The sequence below is a fragment of the Caproicibacterium amylolyticum genome (assembly GCF_014467055.1).
Lineage (GTDB): Bacteria > Bacillota > Clostridia > Oscillospirales > Acutalibacteraceae > Caproicibacterium > Caproicibacterium amylolyticum.
The window spans coordinates 2,489,652-2,504,165 of the sequence record NZ_CP060696.1; the positions used below are offsets into that span (position 1 = coordinate 2,489,652).

Below are 14,514 nucleotides of genomic sequence, written 5' to 3' on the forward strand. Positions count from 1 at the left end.
AATAGACCTCCTTCACAAGCTCATCTTAAAATTTAGCGCCGATTCCTTCGGCGCCTGGAGCGGCTGGGACAGTTCCAGCCGGACAAAAAGCTGCGCCTTTATGCAGTCAAGTGCGAGGCGCATATAATCTGAAACCAGCGTCTGCCGATCCTGCAGCGTGCGGATGCCGGGTGCGAGTGACTGCCGGTCGATATTCACCGCATCCTCGCGGATATCTGCCGCTTTAGTTCGCATCCAGCCCCGGTCCAGGTGGGGCCTATAGCTGTCGCGCAGGTTTCCAATCAGCTGCCCGACCGTTTCCGGCCGTTCCATTTGCCGAAGCTCCCGCTGCGCGGAAAGCAGCGCGCCCGCCGCCATTTTCTGCAGGCAAGCTCCCACGATCTCCGAATTGGCGGCAGCGAGCTTTTCGGAATCGACCAGCGGCGTCAGCCTCCGGTGATATTCCCGGATGACAGCGGCCGGGTCCGGAACGGCCGACAGGGTTTCGCATACGGAGGAAAGATTTTCGCAGATCTCCGGCAGCAGAACGAGCTTTGGATGCTCCCCGGCCGGGATGGGGGTAATGCCGTGCTTTGCTTTGATATCCTCGTTCCAGTCCTTGTACCGGGACTGGAGCACAGGGATATCCATATAGGCGGGGTCGTAGTAGTCATGTTCGGCAAGGATGTCCTTCAGTCTGCCGGTGGCCTCAATCCCGGCCTCGTCGTGATCAAGGCACAGCACTATATTTTTCAGGTTCGGATGGCTTTTGAGCTGCTGAAGCATCGCGTGCTCAGACACACCGTCCAGCGTGACATAGCTGTGTTTTTGCCAGTCTTTCAGGTGAAGAGAAATAAAAGAGAGCATATCGATCGGCGCCTCGAACACATAAAGGGTGTCGTCCTCGCCGATGTAGTGAAAGCTGTATTTCGGGTCGCTTCCCTCCACGTTGCCCTTGTAAGGCTCGCCTTTGGTGTAGGTGCCGCGTTTGTGCGCGTGACGGGGAATACTATTTTCATCCACACCGACAAACACAGCGTTGTGGTACTCTTTATCCTCATAGATCAGGTGTTCGCGTGCGAAATACGACAGCACGCTCGGATCGATGAACCGCTGTTTGAGCAGATAGGCGAACACCCGGCGCATGTCCGGATTGGCTTCCGGGAGTGCAAAGTCTTTCTTGGGCGGCGGCGCGCTTTTCTCGGTCTGGTTCCATTCCAGGCCGCCCTCGCCGCCGAGCAGAAAGGTGACCGCTTCGGGGAAATCCATGTCATAGAACCGCTGGACGAAGTCAATCGCGTGGCCTCCCTCCTTGCGGGAATGCCGAAACCACTCGCTGCCGCGGATAGTCACGCTGTCATGCCGTTTCCAGCGCCACTCATGCCCGGAGCGGATGAGCTGCTCGCCCTGCCTCTGTAAAAAGTCCACGAGGTCAACCGAGTTGGCCCTTTGTTTTTCTTCCTCTGTGAACGGGATATAGGACATGAAGGATCCTTCCTTTCAGCGTTTGCGTTTCCCGCACCGGCGAAAAAAGGCCGTCCGCTGATGTACGGACGGCTTATCCAGCACCATATTGATTTTGGCGGGCAGGATCTCTTTTGTCTGTGGATACTGTTTTCGCATCAAATGTGCGCCTCCTTTTAATAGCTCTGTTCGGGCGCCCGCTCGTCGGGCGCGTGACCCATTGCCATCTTCTTCTGCCGGAGCCGGCGGCGGAGCTTGCTGTCCGTTCCCATGCCGGGGCCTCCGTACAGCCTACTTTGCTGCTGCCGGAAGATCCGGCTCAGGTGGTGCAGGAGCCGGGTGACCGCCAGCATCGGGGACGGATCACGGAACGAGTCCAGATGATTGAGGAAAAACCGGGCGTATGGATTGCCCTGCCCGGCGGAAGCCGTCAGCCATCGAACGGCGGCTTCGCGGTCGCGTGGAACATCCTGCCCCATCAGGTAGAGCTTGCCGAGCATGTATTGCGCATATTGGTTGTCCAGCTCCGCGGAAGCTGTGAGCCACTTGACGGCGGCCTCCACATCTTTGGGAACTTCCTCTCCCAGAAGGTACAGCTTGCCGAGGCGGTATTGGGCGAAGGAATTGTTCTGCAGGGCCGCCTTTGTAAGCAGATCCACCGCCTGATGAATATTCTTTGGCACATCTTCGCCAGCCAGATACAGCTTTGCCAGCGCGTACTGCGCATACGCATTGCCGAGGCCGGCCGAGAATGTCAGCCATCTGGCTGCGACGCCCATATCCTTTGCGACAGCCGTTCCTTCGAGGCACAACTTTCCCAAGGCGTAGGCGGCATAGGGGTTCTTCTGGTCGGCCGCCGCGGTGAACAGTGCGACGGCTTTTTCCGCGTTTCGCTCCACATACAGGCCGTCCCGGTAGAGCTTTCCTAACAGATACTCGGCGGAGTCATTTCCGGCATCCACAGCTTTGGTGAGCCAGAAAACGCCCCTTTCGGGATCCGCGTGGGTATCTTCATCCGGATTCAACGGACTTTCAACAGCCAGATAAATTTTCCCAAGCAGGCATTGGGCATAGACGTTTCCGAGCTTGGCCGATTTTTCGAGGTATTGCACCGCAGCGCCGATATCCCGTTCCGTTCCGGTGCCGGTGTAGAGCATCTGCCCGAGGCGGTACTGGAGCTTGTCGTCGCGGCTTTGTGCCTCCAGTTGCTGAAATCCAAGAAAGGCTTCCCGGAAGCAGTCGGCGGCCGCATTTTTATCTTTTGCCGTGCCGATGCCGTCCCGGTACATCTTCGCCAGTTCATAGGACGCATACGGGAAGTGCTGCCGCGCCGCTTTCTGATACAGCGCAAACGCTGTATTATAATTCAGTTCCACGCCCTGGCCCCGGTAGTACAGGCCGGCGAGGGAATACTGTGCGTACTTGTAGTTCTCCGAGGCAGATTCCTCAAACCAGCCTGCCGCTTCTTCATAGTCCTGATCGATGCCGTGACCGGCAGCATGCATCTTGCCGATGCGGTATTCCACATAGCGGTGGCTTTTCCCCATTTTAATCTCATAAAAGGCTGTGAGGGCCTTTTCGTACCAGGTGAAAGAAATCCCCGCATCGGCTTCTATCCCCAGTCCGTCTGCGTACATGCGTCCGAGATCATGCATGGCGAGTGCGTTTCCAGCATCGGCTTCTTCTTGAAACAGCCGGAGCGCCTGAGCTAAATCCGGCTCCATATCGTCTTTCCCGTACAAAAATTCACGGGCCTGTTTGTAGCGGTCGCTCCATTCGATATATGGGTGGGGTGTCGCGGGCGGACTTTCAATGGGTTCCGGGCCTTCCGATGTGCTGTTCGGAAAATTCCCGTCTTCTGGGGATTCATCGTCTGGCTCATCCTCCGGCTCATACACCGGATCGGTCTGATCCGCTGCCGTTTCCGCCTGAGCCTCAATGCCCTCGTCGCCCTCAAACATGATCTGCCGCTCGCCGATACGCAGAGCTTCTTCGATCACGATGTTCTTGATGTGCTTGAATTCCTTTTGCTGGGAAAGCGGAAGCGGGTCGGGCAGCTTGTCGGCGTAAGTGTGCAGAATCTCGTTATGTAACTTGTACCATGCCCGGTAGGCTTCCGCCATCCGCGCGTCCTTTGAGAGCTCATCCACGATCTGATCGACGAGGGTCTTGAGCTCCGCTTTGAGGTAACCGTACTGTTTTCTGCCCGAGGTGTATTTCAGGCGTTCGGAAAGCCGGGAGAGCATATCTTCAATAACCTTGTTTTCGTAGACACCGGATTCCATCTGCCCGATGATTTCGGAAAGCGCGACACGGCTCTGTTCGGCGAGCTCGTTGCGGCGTGCGGTCTGATCCGGATAAATCTGCATCAGGTCCTGCTGGAAGATTTCATGCGCCAGCGTACTCCGCATTTCGTTGATGGCGGGTTTGGTGACGTAACCCTCGCGGGGATCAACGGAATAGACGATCATGTGGCAGTGCGGATGGTGGCCTTCATCGTGAAAAGCTGCGTACCAGCGCAGGTTTTCCGGGGAGATCTTCATCTGCTCGGAAAACAGGTTGCGCTGTTTGCGCAGAAGCGCCATCCACGCCGCGGCATGGTCATACCCGAGCCGGGCGGCGTCCTCCCGCCGCAGGCTGATAATCGGTGTCCAGACGTTTCCCGTGTGGCGGGAGACTTCCTCCGCCACCTCGGACAATATTGGTGGCGCCTCGGCATCCGAGAACAGGCCATGCGTGCCGGATTTCTCCACACGAGGGCGGGTGGCGATATATTGAACATACACGTCCTTGCGCCCAAGCGGATCCATGTTCTGCTCCAGCGCCGCTGTGATGAATTCCGAGGCGTTTTCAATAGTCGGCTGCTTCTGGTAGTCTTCATATTCGAGCAGGTCCGCGGTGTCTGGAAACTGAGCCAGCAGATCACCGATGAGCCGTCGCTGTTTTGCCGTGGAGGGCAGGGCGCGGATATTCGCCGGAAGCTTCTCCACGCCCTCGCGCGTCGCCATGTATTTCACGAGGTTGGCGGCATGGGTTCCGTCCTTGAGATACCGGCACTTAAAGATGATTTTCGGCATGGCCGTTACTCACCCTTCTGGAATTTCACCACATCCTCGAAGGTGACGGAACCGACAGACCTTTTAACGTCGTTCACGCACTTGCCGCGCAGCCTGCGCAGCATGGTTTCGTCCACATCTGCGTTTGCCGCGAGGATGTTCATCATCATGCTCATCTCGACAGCCAGTTTGAAAATAAGGCGAGCCATCCGGCTTTCCAGACTGTCCACCATTCCGGTCATGGCGGACGTGATGGCGGCGGGCAGATAGCGCACGCCGTCCTCCGCCGAAATGTAGCCGCAGTAGAAACGGACGGCCTTTTCGATGAACTCGCTCTGACTCTGGCAGTTGTCCTGTTTGTACCATTTCTCGATCAGAGTGCGTGTTTCCGGGTACATCCACAGCGGGAATTTCTTCTTGTTTACTCTTTCTTCCGGCATTGTTTTCCTCCATTCTGTTTTATACAAAAAGGGCCATGACTCCTGTCATGACCCCTCTGTAAAGGCGTAAAGATGCGGGTTTCCGGCCTTTTTTTTCGCCGCCGACCCCGGAACCGACCCCAGGGGCCGAAATCCGACCCCGGAGCAAAACGTTCCCCGACCCGCATTGCGGGGCGGTGTGAGCCGCAGCGGGGACGCACCGCGACCCCGCTGCTTTAACCCGCATCGTTTTCCACCCCATGGTTCATTCCCCGAAAGCGGAGCTTCTCCTGTCTCAAACTTCCGCACAAAGCCCCAGCACTGGGTCTTATCGCCTCATGGGTGTAACCGTGCGATCCCTGCTGAAAAAAAGCGACACGGGGGCACACGGGCGGTGACATGGGCGAGAAGCAGACTTCGCTGTTTCAAGGTCAGCGTCTACGGGCTCTGATCCTATGTCGGCACCTTACATCCGCATTTCGGGTGCCTGGGTCGGCTGGTTCAGGGAGGAATCGACTGTCAGCAGGTTCCAGCTTCGATCAGCCGGATGGTAATGGCAACTCTCGACAGTCTGCTCCCTCAGTTCCTCCCATGTGACCGGGATTTCCGTACCGCGCTCGCCCGCATGGGCGAACAGCTCACTCAGCGGTTTGCCGGGAGCGATAGTGACATAGCCGCCCGGCGACATGATCTGGATCATGTCGTTTGGATGCTCCCGCACAAACTGCTCCAGCGTTTCCGGTTCTTCCCCTGACTGAGCCATATTCCGTTTGTCAATGGCCTCCCGGACTTCGGCCGGCACATGGGACTGATAAAGGGTATCCAACAGGGACTCCATGCCGGATCGCAGCTCGGATTCGTCTTTCATATATCTTTGGAGGGCGCACAGTTTTTCGGCGTCATAAGAAATCTGCATTTTAAAAGCTGCCTGTTTCATAGGATCATTCATCCTTTCCATTCTCGGTTTCAACAATCGGTCTTGTAATCGGCAGGGCTCAAAAGGTATGAGGCCAAGCACCTAACAGGGTGCATGCGAAAATGAGTCTGTACGGAATTTGATGCTCCAAACACCTAACAGGGCGCATGATACCGATATGCGGTGCCCGCTTGTGAGAGTGCTGGCACCCAATAAGGTGCTTGGGTGGGTATTATGGATCATCCATCGCGTGGAGCAGGCTGTCCGGCACATCAGAAAGATTTGCCTCATCCAGTTGCAGAACAGCAGAGGAAGCAGGCAGGTCGGACGGCGCTTGGTAATCGGTGAAATGCTGCAGTTCCTCCTGAATGGCCGTGCGGACGATCTTCTCCAGTTTCACCGACTGGTCATATCGCAGGATACAATCCACAATAAACTCCGTGCGCTGCCCGACAGGCTGTTCATCAAGCAGGCGGGCCGCTTCTCTGTGCCGTGCGGCTTGCAAATCAAAGGAGACGTTGAAGCGTTTTCTCATCTTGCTCACCCCAACAGCAGACGATAACCGTCCGCGTTGGCGAAGCGGTTCAGAACAGCCACCGTATTGACGCTGCCGCCACGCAGCAGGCCGTCGAGCAGCTCCGCTCCGCCGCCCGCGAACACGGTGGGGAGCTTCAGGTCAAGTCCCCTTTCCCGCAGTGTGTTAAGTAATTCCCTGGTATACCTCTGCATTTCCTGTTCCACGGTCTGCCGTATGAAGTCCTGATCCGCGTGCTGAATTTTACCGCGGATGGCATCGGTGACAAGTTCGTCGGTCAGCAGGATGTCCCGTTGCCGCAGGATGTCCTGAATGCGGGTATAGAGCGTGATGGTGCCCATCCGGAGGCTTGTGCAGCTCGATCGGTCCAGCCTGGAGCCATGCATGGTTAGAACATCTACCGTATACCCCCCGATGTCGGCCAGGGTAATGCTGCGGTATCCCCGGAGCTGAGGATAGTACCGGCAGAGTGCCGCATGCCCTTGGGCGAACACTTTGCAATCCGCAATGTGGCAGCGGTAATCCGCTCCTTCAAACCGGAAAGTCAGATTTCCGCGCAGAAAATATTGGCGGAAGGCGTCTTTCTGCATTCCGTATGCTTCGATGGGCAGCCCTACGCCCAGAAGGACATCTGCTTCCTGAACACCCGCCTTTTTCATGGCGGACGCAATGGCCGGCAACGTCAGAAGAAAGGTGTCCGGATCTTTCGTTTTGTCCTGCTGAAACCGCATCCGCTTTTCGCCAATGGCGTAATATCTGCCGCTATAGCAGAGCTGCATCTCATCCGTGATGAATTCCTTATCGCTTGCCGCGTACCCGGAGGCGTACAGCATCCCTTCTGAGGATTTTGTGTTGTAGTTGCCGTTATCGACACCGAGTTTGATCATCATCTGAATCACACCTTTCTTGAAAAAAGAAGGCAAGCCGCATGGGCCCGCCTCCGTATGATTGCTCCTCGGATTACATGCCATTGAGTTTCAACCTGCTTACCTCCTTCGAAGCACAAAAAGCCGTTCCCCAAGAGACGGCTTCAATCGGTTTATATTGAAAGGTTCCCTGCAGAGTCTGCTTTACGGCAGATACCCTCTGGGGTTGACCGCCTTGCCATTGATGCGCACTTCAAAGTGCAGGTGGCTGCCGGTGCTGTGGCCAGTGTTTCCGGACAGTGCGACGACGTCGCCAGCTTTGACAGCTTGCCCTACGTGGGCGATAATTTGGGAGCAGTGTCCGTACAGCGTGACCAGCCCACCGCCATGGTCGATCATTAGATAGTTTCCATAGCCGTCAGGATCCCAGGCAACCTTGGAAACTGTTCCGTCCTTCGCCGCATGAACCTGTGTGCCGGTCGGTATGCCCAGATCGATGCCGGTATGAACAGTGGCTTTTCCGTTGATCGGGTCAATGCGAGGGCCGAATTCCGAGGTAACCAGTGCCCGCCAGTTACTTCCGATAGGGGAAATCAGGCCGGCAGTGGAGAGAATTTGTGATGAGTCCGAAGGCCCTGTGCCGCTCTCGCCAAAAGTATGTTGATAGATTTCGTCGGCATTGGATTTTTCATCGTCGGTGACGGCCCGGCCAAGGAGTCTTTCAATATTCTTATAGACCTGATTGAGATCAGTCAACGGAGCAATTGCGTCATAACTCTGTTCAGTCTGAGTTCCATCCGGATTCTGAACAGTGCGGGTGCGGATTTCCGTTTTCACAAAGCAACCGGCAAACGAATCGTAGTCCACCTCCTGCAGGGAATCGGCGCCGAAATACAGAGAATAAAAAACAGCCTTGACCCGCGTGGAGTCAAGGCTTCCGTCCCCGGATTCAATAGGCAGCTGTGCGATCGCATCGTCCAGTTGCCTGAACGCATCTTGCATTTCTTCGATATGCTGCCGATATTCAGAAGGGACATCCGAGGAGATCATCCCTCCGTGGAAGGCGAGATTCACAGCATCATTGTTGTGTGCCGCGCCCCCGGAAAGAAAACTCATGAGTAAAAGGATGGCGAGAATAAAAGGCATCAGGGCAGCGGCGATGATTACTGCAATCACCTTCCACGTCCGTTTGTCTGTGGCGGCGGCAATCGCCGCCTTAACTGCAAGGGCCACAGCGGGTGCGGCCATATAACACTCCTCCTTTGGGCAGAAAAGAACAGACGCCCCGGCGAGTAATGGGGCGTCCGTTTTACCAGTCGATCCTATTTCAATAATTGATTGAGCGTTACTTCCATTTCATGTCGAACAGACTGCCTTGTTCCATATCCGGTGATTCCCGCTTGACCTGCTCTTGTTCTTCGGCCAGCCGGATGGACTTCTCCACGGATCTTTCCAGAAAATCCGTATTAAAGCCCGCTGTCTTATAGCCTTCCATGATGGTTTCCAGGTAGTAATCCGATGGAGCACCGAAAGGATGCCCATCGTTCATGATGTAGACCATGGCCGGCTGCGTCTTTCCTCCGAGTTCCACCGGCAGGACCTCTTTGTGATAAAAATGGGGATATCCTTCATACCGATCAAGTGCCTGCTCGTCGGCAGGTCGGATCTTCCACAGCAGAATGGGAACATTCGAGTCCTTGAGTGGCTCCACGGTGGCTACTGCCCCCCGACCGCCGCCGCGGAACAGCAGTTCATAATCCTTGATTTCGCTCGCTCCCACCACTTTGGCGGTCGGGCAGCGATACGCCATCTGCGGAAGGTTGAGGTTGCTGCCGTAAGCGATATACAGCATAGGTTTACTCATAGAAACACATCTCCTTTATATGTTTACATACGCATGACAAAGGCCGGGGACTCATCCTCCCCGGCCTGTTCCTGTTGTTCATTTTCCGTAATTTCCTCCTGCGGTGTGGCTGCCGCGGCCTCCTGCTGGGTTTGGCTTTCTGCGTCCAATTCCAGTTCTTTTTCTTTTTTCTGTCGTAACCTTTGCTTTTGCTGTATAGCCTGCTCGGGATCCTTCCATGCGATACAGCCATCCAAGTGCTCGAGGAGATGGAGTCTTGCTGTCTTGAATTCATCCCCAATCAACCCCAATCTCAACAGCCACGTTCGGAAAGTATATTTTTCATTGGTGCTGTGGGTTTTCTGTCTGCTGGCGCAACGCTGGTTGAGGGCCTGTGCGGAAATGGCAAGGCAGAACTGGATGTACGCCTTGATTTTTCCCGCATGAGTGGTGGAATTAAAAAGCCTGAACTCAATCGTGCCCTTTTGGAACACGCTATGTAAGTTCAGGCAGTGGTAACGGGAATCGTCATAATGGTGGTAGCTCCGGTCTGCGCCGCCGTACCAGATGCGGCTGACCTCATTGAGCGTCTTTGGCTTCTTTCGGTTAAGTTCTTCAAGGAATCTCTGATCAACCTTTCTGCAATATTGGTGTTCACGGGCCACCTCGACCTGCATCGCCTTATAGATCAGATCCTCTTTCGAGGCCATGATATTGGTGATGTTGCGCAGAGTGTTCGCGTTGTGCGGGGAGGCGTCTACATGCACATGGATCCCACAGCTTTTATCGGCGATCATGCCGGCGCCGCGAAGTTTTCGCACAATCTCCTGGATGGTTTCAATATCACCCCAATGGCAGATGGGGCTGACCAGTTCCACGCTGTAATTATTGTCCGCGGGGACGAGCCGGCCTCCTTCTCTTTTCTGACAGGTAATACTGCCGTCGCTCATGACCTTCCAGCGGCGGCTCTCACTGTCCAAAACAGAATATTCGCCGTAATACCCCCCGTCGCGGCTGACGGGATTCCCGAAATGTTCGGACAGCACACGTGCGGCAGCCTCACGGGTCAAGCCTGTCATCTCGATTTCAATCCCGAACCGCTGTTCTTTCATGTCCAAAATTTTTCATCTCTTTTCCGATGATCAGCGGCCTCCGGCCGTACCGAAGAGTTTTGATTTGTACTCCGGTGCGGTGACCATCAGGTTATACCGCTCGTTGCCGCATTTATACAAGCAGACGCCCCGCTGGGGGTAACGGATCAGGTTGTACTCGGATTCCTCGAGCTGCAGGGAGTCGATGTAAAAATGCTTGTCGATGTTGCCAGCGTTGAAGAGGAACGCGTGCGTGGGGATGGAAAACAGCGGCTTCGTCAGCTCCCTGATGCCCTCGATGTTGAAATCTTCGAGATTCTGCGAGGCCAGAATCATGGCGGAGTCCTTTTTCCGTACCCGCTTCATGCAGCTTCGAATATACTCAATGACCACATAATTGTTACCGTTGCCGCCGCCATTGTTGGTCAGGAACAGATACAGCTCGTCGATGCTGGCGGCCGTATTGCCTTCGGTCAGCAGTTTGTCGGACATAAAGGAAAGGACGTTGAACAGGAGAGCGCTCTTGACATTCCGGCTGGCCTGCAGTAATCCCTTGACGCCAAACACAATAAAGCGGTTGGAAGTCACATTGGTATGGCCGTTGAAGAATTTGCTCTCGGCGCCCTGGCACATGGAGTGGAGCCCCAGCAGGATTTCCTGCAGGAGCTCGGCGGTGTAGAGCTGATATTTTGCCTGGTCGTAGCTTTTGTACTCATCCTCAATCAGCGCGTACAGGTCGGAAAGGATGGGGTAATCAGCGGCCTCCAGCTTGCTGAAATCGGTGCGGTCGCTGAGCCCCCATTTTTCATAGAGCTTACCCAGCATGATTTCGATAACATCGATGTGGCGGTCGGAAAAATTCTTGTAACAGCGGAAAAAGTCCTTCAGGAAAGAAACATGCTGGCTGAGCTTTGTCCGCTGCCGGAATGCCTGGGGCGCTTCCTTGTCCTCGGGGCTGCCGCCTTCGTCCCAGGTCTTGGGCTCCAAAGGGTTTATCATATATTGACCGCTCATGAGGTCGGCAAAACACCCCCCGAGGTTTTCGGCCAGATCGACGTATTCATGTTCCGGATCGAGGCAGATCACGCTTTTTCCGGATTCAAGGATATTGCAGAGGATCAGCTTCAAAAGGTGGCTTTTGCCCTGGCCGCTATTGCCAAGGATCAAAATATTGCTGTTGGTTTTATCATCGTCCCGCTTGTCGAAGTCCACGATTATATTCGAGCCGAACTTATCGCGGCCCAGGTAAAAGCCATGGGGATCTGTTTTGCCCGAATAATTAAAGGGGTACAGGTTGGCGGCGGAGCTTGCGGGCACGACCCGCTCAAATTGGCTGGAAAACGCATTCCAGCCTGAGGGGATGACGCTCTGGAATCCCTGCTGCTGGCGGAGCAGGAGTTTATCCACATTGAGCTTGGAACGAATGAGTTCTGTCAGCACTTCGGTTTGAAGCAGACCGAGCTGTTCCAGACTGTGGGCGGAGAGCTCGATGTAAACCGCCGTATGCAGAAGCGGCTCCTTACTCCGGTGCATCTGTGTGACAAGGGTGGTGACGTCTTGTAAATTCGACTCAGCTGTGACGGTTTGTTGAAGATCCTGTGTGCTGCTCCGCTGCATACGGTTTTTGTTCGCAGCATTTGAGATGATTTTCTTTTCCTCCATGGGTGTGACATGCCTGGTGTAGAGGTGCAGGGTTACGCCGTCTTTTTCTCCGAGATAGCGTAAGATGGCCTGCTCATCGGTCGTCGTCGGGTATTCACGCAAAGCCCAAACGCACCGAAATGTGTTGCCGCAGATAAAATAATCCGTGAAAAACTTGATCACCGAGGGTGCGATCATGTCCAGAAATTCCTGCATGCGGATATCCTCCTGCGGCGGCGTTTTCGTCTTCTGCTGCTTTGCCATTTGGCATCTTCCTTCCCGATTGGATTTTGGATAAAAAAACCGCCACATCTCTGTGACGGCACGGACCCTCTTGCGGTTAAGCATGGTATAATAAGTGCGATGTTAAATGCACTTTATCAGACATTGTGAAAACGCTGAAACAACTTGGTTTCTAATTTTAGGGTAATGTACTATATATTTCAACGAATGGTACCCCTGAAACGTGGTTTTTCATGAAGCATAGTGGGGAAACGTAAAATGGGAACTCTGTAATTTCAATCTGCAAACAGATGACTTTTAAAGGAGGAGGCCGGAGAATAAGCATGGAGAACAGGACCTATATCGCAATCGATCTAAAATCCTTCTACGCTTCGGTCGAGTGCGTGGAACGAGGGCTTGATCCGCTGACCACCAACCTCGTTGTCGCTGATGCAAGCCGCACCGAAAAAACCATCTGCCTCGCCGTCTCTCCTTCCCTCAAAGCATACGGCATCCCCGGCAGGGCGAGGCTGTTTGAGGTCGTACAGAAGGTCAAGGAAGTAAATGCGGGACAGCTGCGCAAAGCACCGGGACGAGCCTTTTCCGGTGCCTCCTGTAACGATACCGAACTGAAATCCTCACCGGGTCTTTCGTTGGATTATATTGTCGCAACGCCAAGAATGGCCTATTATATAGAGTACAGCACACGGATTTACAATATCTACCTGAAGTACATCGCGCCCGAGGATATTCATGTCTACTCCATTGACGAGGTGTTTATTGATGCCACCGCATATCTGAACACCTACAATCTCTCAGCCCGTGAGCTTGCCAAGGAAATGATTCTGGATGTACTCAAAACAACTGGCATTACAGCAACGGCGGGAATTGGCGCAAACCTGTACCTCAGCAAGATCGCTATGGATATCCAGGCAAAGCACATACCGGCTGATAACAACGGTATGCGGATCGCTGAATTAGACGAAATGAGCTACCGTCGCCTGCTGTGGTCGCACCGGCCTTTAACAGACTTTTGGCGCGTCGGAAAAGGATATGCCAAGAATCTGGAGGAACACGGCCTCTTTACGATGGGGGATATTGCGAGATGCTCTCTCGGTAAACCTACCGATTACTATAACGAGGATTTACTGTACAGACTGTTCGGCGTCAACGCCGAGCTGCTGATCGACCACGCATGGGGGTGGGAGCCATGCACGATTGCCGATATTAAAGCATATAAGCCAGGCTCAAACAGTGTTGGATCGGGGCAGGTGCTGCAATCCGCCTATACTTTTGACAAAGCGAAGCTGATCGTGCGGGAAATGACCGATCTGCTGGTACTCGATCTGGTGGATAAACGGCTTGTGACCGACCAGCTTGTCTTGACGGCCGGATATGATATCGAAAATCTGACAAATCCGACGATAAAAAAATCATATCACGGGGCAATTACCATGGATCACTATGGACGCGCCGTTCCGAAATCCGCGCATGGTTCAATAAATCTTGGCAGACCGACCTCGTCTACAAAGCTAATATTGGATGCCGTCGCAAAGCTGTTTGACCGCATCATTGACAAAAATCTCCTGATCAGAAGAGTCAACATTACAGCAAATCATGTTGTTGATGAGGGAACTGTTCAAAAGGCGGACAACTTTGAACAGCTTGATCTCTTTACGGATTACGCGGCTGCGCAGGCGAAAAAAGAGGATGAAAAAGCCGAACTTGCACGAGAAAAAAAGGTGCAGAAAACAATGCTGGAGATAAAAAAGAAACACGGCAAGAACGCCATTCTAAGGGGTATGAATCTGGAGGAAGGCGCTACCACAATAGATCGGAACAGGCAGATTGGAGGGCACAAGGCATGAAAAGGACATATGACGACATCATCAATCTCCCTCACCATATCTCCGCGACACGTTCCCATATGACCGCTATTGACCGGGCAGCTCAGTTTTCCCCGTTTGCCGCACTGACCGGTTATGAAGCCGCAATCAAAGAAACCGCAAGACTGACTGACGAGAGAGTAGAGTTGGACGAATATGCGAAGGACGCTCTGCGAGAAAAGCTGCAAATCATAACGGATCGGATTAAAGAGCATCCCGAAATCACGATCACCTATTTCCAGCCGGATGCGAAGAAAAAAGGCGGTGCCTATGTTACCGCTGTCGGCTCAGCTAAAAAGATAGACGAATATGAACGGGTTGTCGTTATGACCGACGGCACAGTGATCCCTATTGACGAAACAATCAGCATAGATGGGCAGATATTTGAATTGATGGCGTTTCATTCTTGTGATGAGTGAACAGTATAAATCGGATTTTTCTGTCCGATTATGGACAAACCGTAAAGCCGATGTACTGCATCGGCTTTACGGTTGCTTCTTTTGTGGCCTTAGCAACAAAAGAGCGGTAAGGTTGGTGTCCGGATCCACAAATGCGAACGGCATTGAACGCTATGGATTCGCACAGCTGGGTAAGTG

General features: G+C 53.9%; 13 protein-coding genes. 2 read left to right on the forward strand and 11 right to left on the reverse strand.

What is annotated here, in order from left to right; genetic code table 11:
* Positions 1–12: 12 nt before the first annotated feature.
* From H6X83_RS11875 to H6X83_RS11920, 11 genes are all read right to left on the reverse strand, one after another.
* The gene (locus H6X83_RS11875; protein WP_212506679.1) at positions 13–1,464 is read right to left on the reverse strand and encodes a DUF3991 and toprim domain-containing protein; all 1,452 of its coding nucleotides are present in this window, start codon (positions 1,462–1,464) and stop codon (positions 13–15) included.
* A gap of 15 nt (positions 1,465–1,479) precedes the next feature.
* Complete coding sequence (locus H6X83_RS14690) at positions 1,480–1,602, reverse strand: hypothetical protein (RefSeq protein ID WP_281390958.1); 123 nt, start codon at positions 1,600–1,602, stop codon at positions 1,480–1,482.
* Between the two features lie 17 nt (positions 1,603–1,619).
* Positions 1,620–4,520, reverse strand: a complete 2,901-nt coding sequence (gene mobP3, locus H6X83_RS11880) for a MobP3 family relaxase (RefSeq protein WP_212506680.1) — start codon at positions 4,518–4,520, stop codon at positions 1,620–1,622.
* A 5-nt stretch (positions 4,521–4,525) separates the two neighbouring features.
* Complete coding sequence (locus H6X83_RS11885) at positions 4,526–4,939, reverse strand: hypothetical protein (RefSeq protein ID WP_212506681.1); 414 nt, start codon at positions 4,937–4,939, stop codon at positions 4,526–4,528.
* A 445-nt stretch (positions 4,940–5,384) separates the two neighbouring features.
* On the reverse strand, positions 5,385–5,867 hold the full coding sequence (locus H6X83_RS14620; RefSeq protein WP_246419225.1) for a hypothetical protein: 483 nt from the start codon (positions 5,865–5,867) through the stop codon (positions 5,385–5,387).
* 199 nt (positions 5,868–6,066) lie between these two features.
* Entirely contained in the window at positions 6,067–6,369 is a 303-nt protein-coding gene (locus H6X83_RS11895; RefSeq protein ID WP_212506682.1) for a plasmid segregation centromere-binding protein ParR, read from the reverse strand.
* 5 nt (positions 6,370–6,374) lie between these two features.
* Positions 6,375–7,259 carry a ParM/StbA family protein gene (locus H6X83_RS11900; RefSeq protein WP_246419237.1) on the reverse strand — a complete coding sequence of 295 codons (885 nt, stop codon included), beginning with the start codon at positions 7,257–7,259 and terminating at the stop codon, positions 6,375–6,377.
* Between the two features lie 180 nt (positions 7,260–7,439).
* Positions 7,440–8,483 carry a peptidoglycan DD-metalloendopeptidase family protein gene (locus H6X83_RS11905; protein WP_212506683.1) on the reverse strand — a complete coding sequence of 348 codons (1,044 nt, stop codon included), beginning with the start codon at positions 8,481–8,483 and terminating at the stop codon, positions 7,440–7,442.
* Positions 8,484–8,580: 97 nt separating this feature from the next.
* Complete coding sequence (locus tag H6X83_RS11910; protein ID WP_212506684.1) at positions 8,581–9,099, reverse strand: gamma-glutamylcyclotransferase family protein; 519 nt, start codon at positions 9,097–9,099, stop codon at positions 8,581–8,583.
* Between the two features lie 23 nt (positions 9,100–9,122).
* Positions 9,123–10,196 carry an amidoligase family protein gene (locus H6X83_RS11915; RefSeq protein WP_212506685.1) on the reverse strand — a complete coding sequence of 358 codons (1,074 nt, stop codon included), beginning with the start codon at positions 10,194–10,196 and terminating at the stop codon, positions 9,123–9,125.
* Positions 10,197–10,220: 24 nt separating this feature from the next.
* The gene (locus H6X83_RS11920) at positions 10,221–12,074 is read right to left on the reverse strand and encodes a VirB4 family type IV secretion system protein (protein WP_212506686.1); all 1,854 of its coding nucleotides are present in this window, start codon (positions 12,072–12,074) and stop codon (positions 10,221–10,223) included.
* Positions 12,075–12,376: 302 nt separating this feature from the next.
* Between H6X83_RS11920 and H6X83_RS11925 the strand changes: the two genes are divergently transcribed.
* The gene (locus H6X83_RS11925) at positions 12,377–13,900 is read left to right on the forward strand and encodes a Y-family DNA polymerase (protein ID WP_212506687.1); all 1,524 of its coding nucleotides are present in this window, start codon (positions 12,377–12,379) and stop codon (positions 13,898–13,900) included.
* Positions 13,897–14,337: a YolD-like family protein gene (locus tag H6X83_RS11930; RefSeq protein WP_212506688.1), complete on the forward strand. Its 441-nt coding sequence runs from the start codon at positions 13,897–13,899 to the stop codon at positions 14,335–14,337. Before H6X83_RS11925 ends, H6X83_RS11930 begins: the two co-directional genes overlap by 4 nt.
* The last annotated feature ends 177 nt before the right edge of the window (positions 14,338–14,514 follow it).

Coding starts and splice junctions, on each gene's coding strand:
- H6X83_RS11875 (WP_212506679.1), bottom strand. CDS start 1,464: ATGTCCTATATCCCGTTCACAGAGGAAGAAAAACAAAGGGCCAACTCG.
- H6X83_RS14690 (WP_281390958.1), bottom strand. CDS start 1,602: ATGCGAAAACAGTATCCACAGACAAAAGAGATCCTGCCCGCCAAAATC.
- mobP3 (WP_212506680.1), bottom strand. CDS start 4,520: ATGCCGAAAATCATCTTTAAGTGCCGGTATCTCAAGGACGGAACCCAT.
- H6X83_RS11885 (WP_212506681.1), bottom strand. CDS start 4,939: ATGCCGGAAGAAAGAGTAAACAAGAAGAAATTCCCGCTGTGGATGTAC.
- H6X83_RS14620 (WP_246419225.1), bottom strand. CDS start 5,867: ATGAATGATCCTATGAAACAGGCAGCTTTTAAAATGCAGATTTCTTAT.
- H6X83_RS11895 (WP_212506682.1), bottom strand. CDS start 6,369: ATGAGAAAACGCTTCAACGTCTCCTTTGATTTGCAAGCCGCACGGCAC.
- H6X83_RS11900 (WP_246419237.1), bottom strand. CDS start 7,259: ATGATGATCAAACTCGGTGTCGATAACGGCAACTACAACACAAAATCC.
- H6X83_RS11905 (WP_212506683.1), bottom strand. CDS start 8,483: ATGGCCGCACCCGCTGTGGCCCTTGCAGTTAAGGCGGCGATTGCCGCC.
- H6X83_RS11910 (WP_212506684.1), bottom strand. CDS start 9,099: ATGAGTAAACCTATGCTGTATATCGCTTACGGCAGCAACCTCAACCTT.
- H6X83_RS11920 (WP_212506686.1), bottom strand. CDS start 12,074: ATGGCAAAGCAGCAGAAGACGAAAACGCCGCCGCAGGAGGATATCCGC.
- H6X83_RS11925 (WP_212506687.1), top strand. CDS start 12,377: ATGGAGAACAGGACCTATATCGCAATCGATCTAAAATCCTTCTACGCT.
- H6X83_RS11930 (WP_212506688.1), top strand. CDS start 13,897: ATGAAAAGGACATATGACGACATCATCAATCTCCCTCACCATATCTCC.